We start from the raw sequence: 15,979 nt of genomic DNA, 5'->3' as shown, positions 1-15,979 counted from the left end.
TTGCCTAAGCGCATATTCCCGACACTTCACCATGTCTCGCCCCCGCACCTCTCACCCCACAGAGAAATTGCAGGCATAAAAAAACCCAGCCATGTGGCTGGGTTTTGAGTATCAGTGCCGGGATTAACCGATGTGTGTCGCGTTACCCATGTACTTACGTAGTACTTCAGGGATCATGATGCGACCATCAGCTTCCTGGTTGTTTTCTAGGATAGCGACCATAGTACGGCCAACCGCTAGACCAGAACCGTTCAGTGTGTGAACCAACTCAGGTTTCTTCTCGCCTTTACGACGGAAACGCGCTTGCATACGACGCGCCTGGAAGTCCCACATGTTAGAACATGAAGAGATTTCACGGTACGTTTCTTGTGCTGGTACCCACACTTCAAGATCGTAAGTCTTCGCTGAACCGAAGCCCATGTCACCTGTACACAGTACAACCTTACGGTATGGCAGTTCTAGCAACTGAAGTACTTTCTCAGCATGGCCAGTCAGTTCTTCCAGTGCCGCCATTGAATCTTCAGGGCGAGTGATCTGAACCAATTCTACTTTGTCGAACTGGTGCATACGGATCAGACCGCGAGTATCACGACCGTAAGAGCCCGCTTCAGAACGGAAACATGGTGTGTGCGCTGTCATCTTGATTGGCAGATCCGCTTCTTCAGAGATAGTGTCACGAAGCAGGTTCGTTACTGGCACTTCTGCTGTTGGGATCAGAGACAGTGTACGTGGCTCTTCGTCGTTCACTTTTTCAGTCAGCGGCTGAGTGTGGAACAGGTCTGCACCGAACTTCGGTAGCTGACCAGTACCAAACAGGCTGTCTGCGTTCACTAGGTACGGTACGTACATTTCTGTGTAACCGTGCTCGTCAGTGTGTAGATCCAGCATGAACTGTGCAATTGCACGGTGCAGGCGAGCAAACTGACCTTTCATCACGATGAAACGTGCGCCAGTGATTTTAACCGCACTTGCGAAGTCCAGACCGTCACCCATTTCGCCTAGGTCAACGTGGTCTTTCACTTCGAAGTCGTACTGCTTAGGTGTACCCCAGCGTAGTACTTCAACGTTGTCGTTCTCATCTTTACCGAAAGGTACAGACTCATCCGGTACGTTTGGTACGGTTTGCGTGATCGCGTCTAGCTCTAGCTGAAGCGCAGCAAGGGCTTTTTTCGCGTCATCCAGTTCAGTACCTAGGTTACCCACTTCAGCAAGGATACGCTCGGCTTCTTCGTGATCGCCCTTCGCTTTCGCTTGACCGATGGACTTCGATCGCGAGTTACGCAGTGCCTGAAGGTCTTCAGTTTTAACCTGAAGGTCCTTACGCTTTTCTTCTAGGGAACGTAGTAGCTCTACATCAAGAGTGAAACCACGGCGCGCTAATTTTTCGGCTGTTGCGTCCAGCTCAGTACGAAGTAATTTAGAATCTAGCATGCTAATCCTGTGCTCATAATGTTCTAAAATGCACATTATTTAGTCAATTTGATGGCTAAATAATTTTTAATTCAGAAGGCGTTAGGTAACCTAACGCTTATGGGTCAACAATACCCAAAAAGCCCTATTATTGATAGCGCTTTAAAGTGCTTTTTGCATCTAATGAAGCAAGATACTCTAACTTTTCGGCAATTTTAATTTCCAAACCCCGGTTTGTTGGCTGGTAGTATCGGGTTCCGGCCAATTCAGGTGGGAAATAGCACTCGCCGGCCGCATACGCACCTGGTTCGTCATGGGCGTAACGGTATTCTTGCCCGTAGCCCAATTCCTTCATCAGTTTAGTCGGCGCATTACGCAAATGATGAGGCACTTCATAATCCGGGTGATTTGCCGCATCCATTTTCGCCTGCTTAAAGGCGGTGTACACCGCATTGCTTTTCGGTGCGCTGGCCAAATACACAATGGCCTGGGCAATAGCACGCTCACCTTCGTAGGCGCCGACACGGGTAAAACAATCCCACGCCGATACGGCCACCTGCATGGCACGCGGATCCGCATTGCCGATATCTTCTGAGGCAATCGCCAACAATCGGCGTGCCACGTACAAAGGATCGCACCCTGCCTGCAGCATACGTGCAAACCAGTACAACGCCCCGTCCGGGCTCGAACCACGGATTGACTTGTGCACGGCCGAAATCATGTCGTACCACAAATCGCCTTTGTTATCGAAACGGGTGATTTTCTCGCCCGCCACTTCCGCCAACAGTGCCAAAGTGATTTGCTTGTTGCCCTGTGCATCTTCTTCCGCCATGTCGATCAACTGCTCAAGGTAGTTCAGCGACATGCGCGCATCGCCGTTGACCAGCTCTGCCAGACGGGCTTTGACGTTATCCACAAACACCAAATTGGTCTCTGCCACGCCACGCTCCGGATCTGCCAGCGCCTGATCCAACACCGCGAGCACTTCGTCATTGTCGAGGGATTTTAGCTTGTACACACGGGCACGGGACAACAATGCGTTGTTCAGCTCAAAAGACGGGTTTTCCGTGGTGGCACCAATGAAAGTCACTGTGCCGTCTTCAATGTGTGGCAAGAAGGCATCTTGCTGACTTTTATTGAAACGGTGCACCTCGTCCACAAACAAAATGGTTCGGCGTCCGGCCATTTTGTTATCACGGGCTTTATCAATCGCCGCGCGAATATCTTTCACGCCCGAAGTCACGGCAGACACGCGTTCCACTTCGGCATTGGCATAATGGGCGGCCACTTCAGCCAGCGTGGTTTTCCCTGTACCCGGTGGTCCCCATAGGATCATGGAATGCAAATGGCCGGCTTCCAACGCGCGTCGCAGCGGTTTTCCCTCGGCAAGAATGTGTTGCTGACCGATATATTCTTCAATCGTACGCGGACGCATACGGGCCGCTAACGGGCGAAAATCAGAAGAAAAATCGAGGCTGAAGTTATTCAAAATAACCACTCCTATAAACGAAAATAGGTGGCATTATGCTGCCACCTAATAATCCAAGTCCGAGACGAGTTATGTACCTTACTGGCGCTGATCGTCCAATTCCACCCCTTTTGGCGGTACAAAGCTAAATTGTGAAGCCGCCGGGATCTGCTTGGTAAATTTGCTGAAGATAAAGTTACTGCGCTGGCCGTCTTGCTCAATCACACTAAAGCCACGCACATCACCGCTCTTCGCCACGGTCACAACAAACTTACCCATTGAAGATGCGCCACTTTTTGGCGTCAGGGTGAAGGTATCTGCCGTTTGGGCAACATTGTACTGCTGCCAATCCGCAGCGCTGTTACGGGTCAGCAACACAAACGGGGTTTGCTCAGTGGCATCTTTCAGCCACATGGCGGTCACTTGCTCAATGAACGGGCTGTAGTACCACAAGGTCTTGCCGTCCGAAATCAGTACGTTTTCATCCGGTGTTTCGGTATTCCAGCGGAACAGGTTCGGACGCTTAATAGACACATCACCTTCCCCTTCCACCAGCACATCACCATCCGGGCTGATCACCGTCTGTTTGAAGTCCGCACTGAAGGCATTCACTTTACCTAAACGAGTGCTCAGTTCTTGCTGTGGGTTGGCCCAAGCTTGTGTGGCGAACAACATTGGCGCAGCCAGTAACACGCTCATTACCACTTTTTTCATCATTGTTTTAAACCTTTTTGGTTGAAGGCCAGTGCTTTAACACACTGGCGCGTTCATAGCATTAACGCTGTATCACGTTTATGACGTCTGTTTCTTGAGAAAAGCGTTAATCACGCCCAACAGGCGGCGGCGCCAACACTTCACGGTTACCGTTGTGACCCGGAGGACTCACAATGCCATGCGCTTCTAATTGTTCCACAATACGCGCGGCACGGTTGTAACCAATCTTAAATTTACGCTGCACCCCAGACACGGAGCCTCGGCGAGTTTCCGCCACAAAGGCCGCAACTTCATCGAACAACTGATCCAAATCGTCATCGCTCGCAATCGGAGTTTCACCCGGTAGCAAGCCATCCGAGCCCTGATCTTCTTCCAGGATGCCCTCAATATATTGTGGCTTACCTCGCGCTTTCCAATCGTTCACCACGTTATGTACATCATCATCTGACGCAAACGCACCGTGAACACGGATTGGGTGGTTCTGACCTGCTGGCAGGTACAACATATCACCCATGCCCAGCAAGGATTCCGCGCCACCTTGGTCCAAAATGGTACGGGAGTCGGTTTTGGTCGACACGGTAAACGCCATACGGCTTGGAATGTTCGCCTTAATCAAACCGGTGATCACATCCACCGATGGACGCTGCGTCGCCAGCACAAGGTGAATACCGGCCGCACGGGCTTTCTGTGCCAAACGGGCGATCAGCTCTTCGACCTTCTTACCTACAACCATCATCATGTCGGCAAACTCATCGACGATCACAACAATGCTTGGCATTTTCTCCAACAATGGCGCGAATTCATCCATGCTGTCACCCGGGCGCCACAATGGATCGTGAATCGGGTAGCCTGCAGCCGCCGCTTCTTCCAGTTTGGCATTGAAGCCCGCCAGGTTACGTACACCTACTGCCGCCATCAGCTTGTAACGACGCTCCATTTCACCCACACACCAACGCAGCGCATTGCTGGCGTCTTTCATGTCGGTTACCACTTCGGTCAACAAATGCGGAATGCCTTCGTAAATCGACAATTCCAGCATTTTCGGGTCAATCATGATGAAGCGACAATCTTCCGGCTTACACTTATACAGTAAGCTTAGGATCATCACGTTCACACCGACCGACTTACCGGAACCGGTTGTACCGGCGACCAGCAAGTGTGGCATCTTACTCAGATCTGCCACCACGGCTTCACCGGCAATGTCGTAGCCCAATACAATCGGCAATGCACTGTTCTTGTGCTGGAAGTTATCACTCGCCACCACTTGCGACATGTACACGGTTTCACGGTTCACGTTAGGCAGTTCCAGACCGATATACGGTTTACCTGGGATCACTTCCACCACACGTACCGCCGAGGCAGACAAAGCACGGGCCAAATCTTTCGCCAGACCAGAAATACGGCTGACTTTCACACCCGGCGCCAAATCAAGCTCATAACGGGTGATCACCGGCCCCGGATACACACCCACCACCTTGGCTTTGATCTTGTAATCCGCCAGTTTGGATTCCACCAGCATTGCTGTGCGCTTCAACTCTTCTTCACTGGCCGGCTCAACATTTTGTTTCGCAGGTGCCAGCAGATCGAGCGTCGGCATCGGGCTGGTTGGAACCGGTAAATCTTCATCACGACGCATCAAGAACGGGTTATCCAGTCCTGCGGCATGGGCTTGTGCCTTCTGCGCGTCGCGGATTTTCTTCAGGAACGCTTCTTCATCGCTCAGGCCATCATCGTCATCGGTTGACGGTACGCCTTGCTGTGCGCGATCCAGTTCCGACATGCCGTCATGTACACCGATTTCCATCGCATGCGGTTCAACCTGCGGTGCAGATACAGGCGCGGTATATGGCGCGTGAACCGGTGTCGTCTGAGCCGGCGCGACTGGCGTATTATGTGCATAATCATCGCCAGCATTGCCGTCAAACATGTCTTCGTCGTCCAGCGCATCAAAACGCGGTGCCACACTGCCCTGCAAACCACTGTTTGGAATTTCTGGGTTTGCCATTTCAGAGATTGGCATATCAGGGTTTGCCATTTCAGGCTGCATCACCACCGTCTCTGTTGTAGCGGATGCGGTATGAACAGAAGATGAATAGTGCTCTGCAGGCTCATCGTCCCACGGCGTTTCATCCTCTTCCCACGCTGGCGTGCTCTCGGCTGGTGTAAAGGCCTGCTCCGCCGGCGTCATTGCCGGTGCGGTAGACGCAGAAACAGCCTCTGACTGCGGTGCCATATGAGACGCAGACTGAGGTGCTGGTTGATATACCGGTTGAGAGACAGGCTGCGACGCTGGAGAGAACGTCTCGTCTGCTTGTGCTGGGTTAGCCATCGCATCTACGGTGAAATCTTCATCCAGATCCAGTGCACGCTCTAGCTCTTCAATGGTCATGCCCTGTGCCTGACGCGGTACGGTTTCCACCACCATGCTCTCAGATTCAGGCGCCATCGCATGAGAAGCATCCGTCTCTGGTACTGACGGTGGCGTTTGCGGCTGCTGAGCAGCAGAAATGCCAGATTGAGCAACCGTTTCAGGAGCCAATGCTGCCATCACGTCTGGCGCAGGCTCTGAAACCGATACTTGTGGTGCTGACATATCAGCAGGAACAACCGATGCAGCTGCAGATTGCGCGGCCATCGCCGCTTGTGCCGGTGCACTTGCCACTGTTGCCGCTGCAGTCATGGCCGCAACTGGCGCTACAGCAGCAGCTGATGACGGTACGGTGTGTGCGACAGGTGTCTGAGCCGCAGATGCCTGTGCGGCTTGTGTTGCCACCGACTGTGCGGTGACTGGTTGTTGCTGATCTGCTGTCACTGCTGGCTGTGCAGTAGCTGGCTCTGCAATCGTCGGCTGAGCAGCGGCAGGTTGGGCATGTACCGGTTGCGTTTGAGCCGGTGAGGCGGCCTGAGGTTGTACAGGTGTTTGTGTTTGTGCTTGCGCTATCGCAGGCTCCATCGCTTGCACCTGACGTTGACGCTCTGCACGCACAATGATTGGCTCAACGCGTTCTTCTGGTGCCGCTGCCGACGCTGGCACCGGTTGCGCAGGGACTGTCGGCTCTGCCGCAAATTGTGGCTCTTGGCGGGTCGCAAAGGCATCACGGCTTTGTCCTGGGCGCACAATCTCAATACGGCTGCTTGATGCCAATAGGATGTCATCCGCATCGGCTTCTTGCTCTACCGCCATCTGTTGTTGCGCCAAGTGCTTACCGAATGCCGTTTGTTCTTCATCCGGAATATCAGCCGCAAATGGCGTCAGCGTTTCAGATTTGTCTGAACGGACTTTATTCAATAGCCACGCCGAACCGCCAAGGAAAGACTCACCCAGGGTATCGACAATGGTCAGCCAGGAAATGCCGGTAAACAGAGTAAAACCGACCGCCCAGACAAACATCAGTACCAAGGTGGCACCCAGCAGGTTAAACAGTGGCAAGGCCATATTGGCAACCACGTCACCGATCACCCCACCGGAGGAGAAATACCAGATGTCATCAAAGTTCAAATCGGCCAGACCGCAACTGGTGACAAACAACACCAACAGCCCCAATAAACGGGTGCCATAGATCATGTAATCCAGTTTCAATGGCTGTGCACGACGGCGGAACAAAATCCACGTTGTCAGCAAAATCACCGCTGGCAACAAATAAGCTAACGAGCCCAGGGTAAATAATAAGGTATCGGCCACTAAGGCACCCAGTGCCCCGGCTTTATTCTGTACTGGCCCTTCCCATGCGGTTTGTGACCAAGACGGATCGGCAGGATCAAAGCTCAGTAACGCAACGGTGATGAAAATCGCGGTCAGCACACCGAAAATCAAAAAGCTTTCCAGTAAACGCTGCCCGCCAGAAAGGCGTGATTTGGGCTGCTTCTTGCCCTTAATTGTCCTCAAAAAACACTCCGATGTAACAAATAAGATGAACGTCTAACGTGGTTGTCGCGCAGGATGAGATGAGTAGCCATCGTAGTAAATAATGCCTCACTCAAGAGGACACCATTACTTACTGTGATGGGTAAACATCTTTCCCCAGTGTGCCTGAATACTCTGCATGACGTCTGTTGTGATGATAATACGCAAAGCAGTTGGCCAGACGCGGATAAAACAATCCTCTGTTTACTGTTCACACACTGTCTGTGCCAGTGCAGAGCCGTAAACCGAACCAATGCCTTATCTTATACTAAATACAGGTTATTTTTGCCATTGAAGGACGGCTGGAAGGTAAAGAGTTGGTGAATTTTCACCCCTCTGTGAGGTGAATGGGCAATATGCGGGAAAAGACGGCAAACTTTCCAGGATACAAAAACAAATCAAGCGGCTTACTACTGGCCGCTTGATGGAGTGCTGCATACTGAAAAATCGAATTAACGGGTTTTGATCACCAGATTGTTGGTCTGCTTCACTTCTTCCATTACCACGTAAGTACGCGTATCGTTCACACCCGGCAGACGCAGAAGGGTTTCCCCTAGCAGCTTACGGTATGCAGACATATCAGATACACGGGTTTTCAGCAGGTAGTCGAAGTCGCCAGACACCAAGTGACACTCTTGAATGTCTTCCAACTCTTGTACCGACTTGTTGAACTGCTCAAACACATCCGGCGCACCACGGTTCAGTGTGATTTCAACAAAAACCAGTAGCGACGCATCCAGATACTGTGGGTTCAACAGCGCGGTGTAGCCGCTGATGTAACCTTGACGTTCCAGACGACGTACACGCTCAAGACACGGTGTTGGAGACAGACCAACACGCTTAGACAGTTCAACGTTTGAAATACGACCGTCTTTTTGAAGTTCATTCAGTATGTTACGGTCAATACGATCCAATTCCTTGGATGGTTTTTTCTTGGTATCTACCATTTTTTATTCCACCTTCTTACTTCCTTGCAAAAAAATATACTACAACTTTCTAATTTTTAGAATCAAATACTCTTGTAGTCAAACTATACTGCAGTAGATCTGCATTCACATCCTTGTCAATAGACAATCAGACTCGATGCCAAGGGGCGCGTAGGATGATCATTGGTGTACCCAAAGAAATCAAAGCATACGAAGAGCGCGTGGGACTGGTCCCGCATTGTGTTCGTGAGCTCACCCTGCTCGGTCATCAGGTGCTGATTGAAACCCAGGCGGGTGTCGCCATTGGGTTTTCTAACGCTGACTATAAAAACGCTGGCGCGGTAATTATTTCTAACGCTAAAGAAGTTTTTACCAGATCAGAGATGATTGTCAAAGTAAAAGAGCCCCAGACAGAAGAAAGAGTTATGCTTTCTCGCGGGCAAATTTTATTCACCTATCTCCACCTTGCACCGGATATTACACAGACGAAATCCCTCATCGACAGCAAAGCTATCTGTATTGCCTATGAGTCCGTGACCGATTCCCTAGGCAAATGCCCATTACTGGCCCCTATGTCAGCGATCGCCGGTAGAATGTCTATCCAAGCAGGGGCACAAAGCCTAGAGCATTCTCATGGTGGGAAAGGCTTATTAGTGTGTGGTGTCCCCGGTGTAGAAGCCGCCCGTATTGTCATCTTAGGGGGCGGTATGGTAGGCGCCAATGCGGCGCGTATGGCACTCGGGTGGCAGGCTGAGGTCACTCTACTCGACAACAATTTAGCCACCTTAGCGGCCTTAGATCGGGAGTTCGCCGGACAAGTCACCCTGCTCTACGCCACCCATGAAACCATTGATAAACTGGTCTCTAGGGCCGATATTATCGTGGGTGCTGTACGCAGCCCCAATGCCACGCCGCCGATGATGCTGACGGCCGACCACCTTCCCATGATGCAACCCGGCTCCGTGCTGGTCGATGTCTCGATTGATCAGGGCGGATGCTTTGAAACCTCTCGTCCGACCTCCCATTCACAACCGACATACCTCGTTGATAATATCGTGCACTATTGCGTGCCCAATATGCCCAGCGCCGTCGCCAGAACGGCCTCTTTTGCACTAAGTAACGCCACCTTACCGTACATAAAAGCGATTGCTAATAAAGGATACAAAAAAGCCCTCATGGACGACGAGGGATTCTTAAATGGTATGAATTTAATCCATGGTAAGGTCACGAATAAGGCGATTGCCACCCATTTTGACCTCCACTATACCCGTCCAACGGTGGCACTGAGCATGCACTAAATGTTGCATAATCTATAACTAAATATAATTACTTATAATAAATTAAGATAAAAAATATGCATTTTTATTGTCTTTGATCGCCCTATTCGCCCACTGCATGTCGCCCATTCTCACGCAGACCCTACTATGAAATGTCCTTTCAATAGCGACCCAATTTACCTACAATCACCCTCTACATGATAATAATCTCATCTCAGCCTGGAGAAGTAATGAGTAACGTAAGACACTGTAAACTGCTCATCCTTGGTTCTGGTCCTGCTGGCTACACCGCAGCTGTTTATGCCGCGCGCGCTAACCTTCAACCAGTCATGATCACTGGCATGCAACAAGGCGGCCAGCTAACAACGACCACTGAAGTGGAAAACTGGCCAGGCGATGCGGAAGGCTTGACAGGTCCGGGCTTGATGGAGCGCATGAAAGCGCACGCCGAGCGTTTTGAAACTGAAATCATCTTTGACCACATCAGCGAAACGGATTTTACTCAACGTCCATTCCGTCTGAAAAGCGACAGCGGCGAATACACCTGTGATGCATTGATCATCGCAACAGGTGCATCAGCGAAATACCTGGGGCTGGAATCTGAAGAGCTATTCAAAGGCCGTGGCGTATCCGCTTGTGCGACATGTGACGGTTTCTTCTACCGCAACCAGAAAGTGGCCGTGGTTGGCGGCGGTAACACCGCTGTTGAAGAGGCGCTTTACCTGTCTAACATTGCCGCTGAAGTTCACCTGATCCACCGTCGTGACACATTCCGTTCAGAGAAAATTCTGATCAAACGCCTGATGGACAAAGTGGAAAACGGCAACATCATTCTTCACACCAACCGTACGCTTGACGAAGTGCTGGGTGATGACATGGGTGTGACTGCTGTACGCATTAAAGACACCCAGTCTGATGCCACGGAAACGCTTGAAGTGATGGGTGCCTTTATCGCGATTGGCCACCAGCCAAATACCGCTATCTTTGAAGGCCAGCTAGAGATGCACAACGGTTACGTGAAAGTGCAGTCTGGCACCAACGGTAACGCCACACAAACCAGCGTAGAAGGTATCTTCGCAGCGGGTGATGTGATGGACCATACTTACCGTCAGGCTATCACCTCTGCCGGTACTGGCTGTATGGCCGCACTGGATGCAGAGCGCTACCTGGACGCGCTAGAAGAACAACAATAATGATTGCCGGCCACTCCTCTGAGTGGCCATTTTTATCGCCTTCATTTACCTGCTTTATGCAAACGCAGCGCAAGTTTTTATATGGATAAACAACTACAACGTGATTTAACCCGTTGGTTAAAATCACAGAGCAAACTGGCGAAACGCTGGTTAATGCTCAGTGTCGGACTGGGTTTCCTGTCAGGGGTGTTGTTGGTGGGGCAAGCCGCGTTGCTCGCTCACATTCTGCATCAGCTGATCATCGAACATACCGACAAATATCAACTCGTCAGCAGCTTCGTCGGCCTCTTTGTGGTGGTCGGTCTACGCGCCTTGTGCAGCTGGGGACGGGAAATCTTCGGCTATCGCTGCGGTGAACAGATCCGTCTGCACATTCGCCAACTCATTCTACAGCGCCTGCAACAATTAGGGCCTGCGTACATCAAAGGCAAACCTGCCGGTGTGTGGGCCAGTCTGGTACTGGAACAAGTCGAGGAAATGCAGGACTTCTTCGCCCGCTATATTCCTCAAATGTCGATTGCGGTGCTGGTACCGGTCGTGATTCTGGTGGCTGTCTTCCCGCTGAACTGGGCAGCAGGTTTGATCTTCCTGGTCACCGCGCCGCTTGTCCCGGTCTTTATGGCTCTGGTGGGCTTGGGTGCCGCCGATGCCAACCGTCGTAACTTTAAAGCTCTGCAACGCCTGTCTGGCCATTTCTATGACCGCCTGCAAGGCTTAACGACCCTGCGTCTGTTTAACCGTGCAGAAGCCGAAGCAGAAAACCTGCACGCAGCCTCTGAAGTGTTGCGTAAGCGCACCATGGAAGTGCTGCGCATGGCATTTTTGTCTTCCGCCGTTTTAGAGTTTTTCTCTGCCATTTCCGTGGCGATCATTGCCGTTTACTTCGGTTTCGCGTTCATTGGTGAATTGAACTTTGGTCACTACGGCCTGCCTATCACCCTGTTTACCGGCCTGTTTGTGCTGGTGCTGGCGCCGGAATTTTACCAACCACTGCGCGATCTAGGTACATTCTACCACGCCAAAGCGCAAGCCATTGGTGCGGCAGAAACCATCGTTGAGTTTCTGAATACCGAAGCAGACACCATGGATCAGGGCGAGAAAAACCTTGATTCACCAGAAACTATCCGCATTGATGTGGAAGAACTGGAAGTGCTGAGTCCTGAAGGCCATGTCCTGGCGGGCCCGCTGAGTTTCTCGATTGCCGCTCATGAGCAAGTGGCACTGGTTGGCCCAAGTGGTGCCGGTAAAACCAGCCTGCTCAATGCCCTACTCGGTTTCTTGCCCTACCGTGGCAGCCTGAAAATCAATGGTGTTGAACTGCGCGAGTTGGATCACAGCCAGTGGCGTCAGGCGATCAGCTGGGTCGGTCAAAACCCATTGCTGTTGCACGGTACCGTCCGTGACAACATCACATTGGGTAACCCGCTTGCCACCGATAAGCATGTCCAGCAAGTGGCCAAACAAGCCTATGCAGACGAGTTTATTCAACGTCTTGAACACGGTTATCTGCACCCTATCGGCGATCGCGCCAGCGGTCTGTCTGTGGGTCAGGCACAACGTGTGGCGGTAGCCCGTGCCATGCTGCAAAACGGCGCGTTCTGGCTGCTGGACGAACCGACTGCCAGCTTGGATGCCAACAGCGAGCATCTGGTGCTGGACAGCCTGAAACACGCAGTGGCAGGTCAAACGACCCTGATGGTCAGCCACCGTCTCGACCAATTAGCTGGCATGGATCGTGTACTGGTGCTGGAAAACGGTAAACTGGTCCAAAACGGCCGCTTTGAACACATTCGCCACGAAGGCCTGCTGGCCGATATGTTGGCACACACTGACAAGAGGGATCTCGATGCGTGATTTAATCCCTTACATCAAACTGTATCGTAAACATTGGTTCGGCCTGACACTGGGTATGCTGCTGGGTCTGGCGACCTTGCTGGCGGCCATGAGCTTGCTGACGCTGTCTGGCTGGTTCATTGCCGCTTCCGCCGTCGCGGGCCTGACCATTGCCCGTGAAACCTTCAACTACATGCTGCCGGGTGCCGGCGTGCGTGGCTTCTCGATGGCCCGTACCGCAGGGCGTTGGGGTGAGCGCGTGGTCAGCCACAATGCAACCTTTAAGTTGCTGGCCGATCTGCGTCTATTCTTCTTCCGCAAACTGACCCCGTTGATCCCGGGCCGCCAGGCGAACCTGCGTGATGCGGATCTGCTTAACCGCTTGGTCGCCGATGTGGATGCGATGGATCACGTCTATTTACGTCTGATCAGCCCGTTGGTGATCGGTGTGATTGGTCTGGTATCCATCACCGCCTTCCTGGCCTGGTTTGATATGGCTATCGGCCTGACGTTGGGTGCGATTTTGCTGGCATTAATGCTGAGCTTGCCGGCGCTATTCTACCATCTGGGTAAACGTCACGGTGCGGCTCTTACCCATGCCAAAGCGAACTACCGCGTCACGCTGCTGGATTGGATTCAAGGCCACGCTGAGCTGTTGCTGTTTAACGCCGAAGATCGCTACTACCAAGCCGCCCTGAACGAACAGGAAAGCCTGCTGGCAGCACAGCGCAACATGGCGAATCTAACCGGCCTTGCCAATGCCATTTTGATGGCATCAACCGGATGGACATTGGTTTTGATCACCTGGTTAGCCGCTGATGGTATCAACGGCCAGATGCCGGATCCCTTCGTAGCAATGGTCGCCTTTGCAACCATGGCGAGCTTTGAGTTGATGATGCCCGTTGCAGGTGCTTTCCAGTACTTGGGACAAACCCTGACCTCAGCTCGTCGCTTGAACGAAATCATTGAAGCCACGCCAGATACCCCGTTTAATCCGAACGGTCACGCACAAGCCGCTAAAGGTGAGATTGCGATTGAAAACATCAGCTACACCTACTACGGCAGTGATAACGCCGTACTGCGTGATGTGTCTCTGTCACTCAAGGCGGGTGAAAAAGTCGCGCTGCTTGGCCGTACCGGCTGCGGTAAATCGACCTTACTGCAATTGCTGACCCGTAACTGGGATCCACAGCAAGGCCAAATCCTGCTGGATGGCGTACCGCTACCACAGTGGCAGGAAGCCGCATTGCGCGATGCCATCACGGTGGTGAGCCAACGTGTCGACATGTTCAACGGTTCGTTGCGTGAAAACTTGCTGCTGGCCAAACCGGACGGCAATGACGAAACTTTCCGTCATGCGTTGGAACAAGTGGGACTGGCCAGCCTGTTGGATGGACAAGGTCTGGATACGTGGTTGGGTGAAGGGGGCCGTCAGCTGTCTGGGGGTGAACGTCGCCGCATCGGTATTGCCCGTGCCCTGCTGCACGATGCGCCTATCCTGCTGATGGATGAACCGACAGAAGGGCTTGACCGCCGTACCGAGCAGCAAATTATGTCGCTGCTGCTGGAACACGCCAAAGACAAAACCGTCTTGTTCATTACTCACCGTTTGGTCGGTCTGGATAAGATGGATCAGATCTGCCTAATGGACGAAGGACAAATCATCGAACACGGTCAGCACACCGCCCTGTTGTCACAAGGTGGTCGTTACGCCGAGCTGTGGCATCGTATCTAGTCGCGAGTTAGCGACACCTTGCACGTCACAGACAAAAACAACAACGAGCGCTTCGGCGCTCGTTTTTTTATGCTTGATGCTCATGAGTGATGATGAGCGATAATGGCTCTCGCTCCACACTTACATTGACTTTAATTAATTGATGGGCGGCGTCCAAGACGCATTCAGGCACGCGGTCAGGATATGATCTTCCCAGCGACCATTAATCAGCAAATAGTCTTTGGCCGTGCCTTCAATCTCAAAACCACATTTGCGCAGCACAGCCGCACTCTTTTCATTGCGCGGCATGTACGCGGCAATAATGCGGTGGAAGGATTGATCCTCAAACATCCATTGATTGGCAGCCGCCAAGGCCCGTCCCATGATCCCCAAGCCTTGATAACGCTCATCAATCGAATACCCCACATGACACGCATGGAAGGGATGACGGACGAGATTACTGTAATTCACCACTCCACAAATCTCGTCACTGTGTTTTGGCTGAATCACAAAATAGTAAGCCAGTTTATGCTTATGCAATTTCAAGATCTGATCGAGACGTTGATCCCAGCCATATTCGGTAAAAAAGCCTTCATCACGTAACGGCTCCCACGGCTGCAGATAATCACGATTGCGCTGGTAATAGGCAGTAATCGCCGCCACATCTTTTTCGGTAATCAAACGCACATAGCAATCGCCAATATCGATGCGCGTTGAACGGTGAATGATGGAATGAAACAGCACACAATGATCCTATAACTGTCCTTGATAAAATGACGTTAGCATAGGCCTACGTCATTGACTATTAACTTGTTGCCTTTAAACCTCATCCTATTCATCAACACATCAGCTATCATTGATATACTTAATCTTCCCGCAGCCATACCAACCGACAGTGAACACTATGTACTATGACTCGCTCGATTCAGTCTTAGGAAAGATTTATCTTCTCGCCGACGAACAAGGATTACGGCAACTGCTCATCGCCAGTGCAGGCTTTACCCCCAATGCCCAGTGGCAACATGATCCGCAATTTCTGTCTCCGTACATCACCCAACTGGCCGAATACCTGAGCGGTCAACGCAAAGTCTTTACCGTTCCCCTCGCGCCTGAGGGCACCGACTTCCAACGCCAAGTCTGGCAGGCACTCACCGAAATCCCGTATAACAGTCTCCGTTCTTATCAGCAAATTGCCGAACACATTGCCCATCCCTGTGCCATCATGGCGGTGAGTATGGCGAAAAACGTCAACCCTATTCCTTTTTTCATTCCCTGCCATCGCGTCGCCTCTGCGACAGAAGCCCAGTTAAGTAGCCGTTACGGCCACACATTGATCAATCAACTGCACGCCTTAGAAAGCGGTGAAGTGACCTTGCGCTAATCAGTGCGGAGGGAATCAGCACAACACTAAACTCGCAGCGTGAATCCTGAGCAACAGGCATAAAAAAAGGAAGGCGCGATAGCCTAATGCCGTTCACTTAAGGTGAACGGCATTGTTTTTTCTTGGGTATCTACAGGTTTTTTTCTTAACAACCCTTGG

At 51.8% G+C, this 15,979-nt stretch carries 11 protein-coding genes; 5 read left to right on the top strand and 6 right to left on the bottom strand.

Going from position 1 to position 15,979, the window contains the following annotated elements:
* Positions 1-123: 123 nt before the first annotated feature.
* The 5 genes from serS to lrp form a co-directional block, all read right to left on the bottom strand.
* Positions 124-1,431, bottom strand: coding sequence for a serine--tRNA ligase (serS, locus tag ABT58_RS00055; RefSeq protein WP_047872316.1), 1,308 nt, complete (start codon positions 1,429-1,431; stop codon positions 124-126).
* Positions 1,432-1,558: 127 nt separating this feature from the next.
* Positions 1,559-2,899 carry a replication-associated recombination protein A gene (locus ABT58_RS00050; protein WP_047872315.1) on the bottom strand — a complete coding sequence of 447 codons (1,341 nt, stop codon included), beginning with the start codon at positions 2,897-2,899 and terminating at the stop codon, positions 1,559-1,561.
* Between the two features lie 78 nt (positions 2,900-2,977).
* The gene (gene lolA / locus ABT58_RS00045) at positions 2,978-3,577 is read right to left on the bottom strand and encodes an outer membrane lipoprotein periplasmic chaperone LolA (RefSeq protein WP_476704008.1); all 600 of its coding nucleotides are present in this window, start codon (positions 3,575-3,577) and stop codon (positions 2,978-2,980) included.
* A gap of 121 nt (positions 3,578-3,698) precedes the next feature.
* Complete coding sequence (locus tag ABT58_RS00040) at positions 3,699-7,478, bottom strand: DNA translocase FtsK 4TM domain-containing protein (protein WP_047872314.1); 3,780 nt, start codon at positions 7,476-7,478, stop codon at positions 3,699-3,701.
* A 470-nt stretch (positions 7,479-7,948) separates the two neighbouring features.
* On the bottom strand, positions 7,949-8,443 hold the full coding sequence (lrp, locus tag ABT58_RS00035) for a leucine-responsive transcriptional regulator Lrp (protein WP_036832575.1): 495 nt from the start codon (positions 8,441-8,443) through the stop codon (positions 7,949-7,951).
* A gap of 155 nt (positions 8,444-8,598) precedes the next feature.
* Here lrp and ald point away from each other — a divergent pair, with 155 nt between their 5' ends.
* The 4 genes from ald to cydC all read left to right on the top strand — a co-directional run bounded on the left by ald (position 8,599) and on the right by cydC (position 14,460).
* Positions 8,599-9,720 carry an alanine dehydrogenase gene (gene ald / locus ABT58_RS00030; protein WP_047872313.1) on the top strand — a complete coding sequence of 374 codons (1,122 nt, stop codon included), beginning with the start codon at positions 8,599-8,601 and terminating at the stop codon, positions 9,718-9,720.
* A gap of 209 nt (positions 9,721-9,929) precedes the next feature.
* Positions 9,930-10,892: a thioredoxin-disulfide reductase gene (gene trxB, locus ABT58_RS00025; RefSeq protein WP_047872312.1), complete on the top strand. Its 963-nt coding sequence runs from the start codon at positions 9,930-9,932 to the stop codon at positions 10,890-10,892.
* Positions 10,893-10,973: 81 nt separating this feature from the next.
* Positions 10,974-12,746 (top strand): heme ABC transporter permease/ATP-binding protein CydD, encoded by a 1,773-nt coding sequence (cydD, locus tag ABT58_RS00020; protein ID WP_047872311.1) that lies wholly within the window; start codon positions 10,974-10,976, stop codon positions 12,744-12,746.
* Positions 12,739-14,460, top strand: a complete 1,722-nt coding sequence (gene cydC, locus ABT58_RS00015; protein WP_047872310.1) for a heme ABC transporter ATP-binding protein/permease CydC — start codon at positions 12,739-12,741, stop codon at positions 14,458-14,460. The genes cydD and cydC overlap by 8 nt, the downstream gene beginning before the upstream one ends.
* Before the next feature lie 135 nt (positions 14,461-14,595).
* Here cydC and rimJ read toward each other — a convergent pair whose 3' ends face one another.
* The gene (gene rimJ, locus ABT58_RS00010; protein ID WP_047872484.1) at positions 14,596-15,180 is read right to left on the bottom strand and encodes a ribosomal protein S5-alanine N-acetyltransferase; all 585 of its coding nucleotides are present in this window, start codon (positions 15,178-15,180) and stop codon (positions 14,596-14,598) included.
* Between the two features lie 163 nt (positions 15,181-15,343).
* Here rimJ and ABT58_RS00005 point away from each other — a divergent pair, with 163 nt between their 5' ends.
* A complete protein-coding gene (locus ABT58_RS00005; RefSeq protein WP_047872309.1) occupies positions 15,344-15,820 on the top strand; it encodes a methylated-DNA--[protein]-cysteine S-methyltransferase in 477 nt (158 codons plus the stop codon).
* Positions 15,821-15,979 lie beyond the last annotated feature (159 nt).

Source organism: Photobacterium aphoticum, assembly GCF_001029435.1.
Taxonomy (GTDB): Bacteria; Pseudomonadota; Gammaproteobacteria; order Enterobacterales; family Vibrionaceae; genus Photobacterium; species Photobacterium aphoticum.
This window is presented reverse-complemented; position numbering and strand designations above follow the sequence as displayed.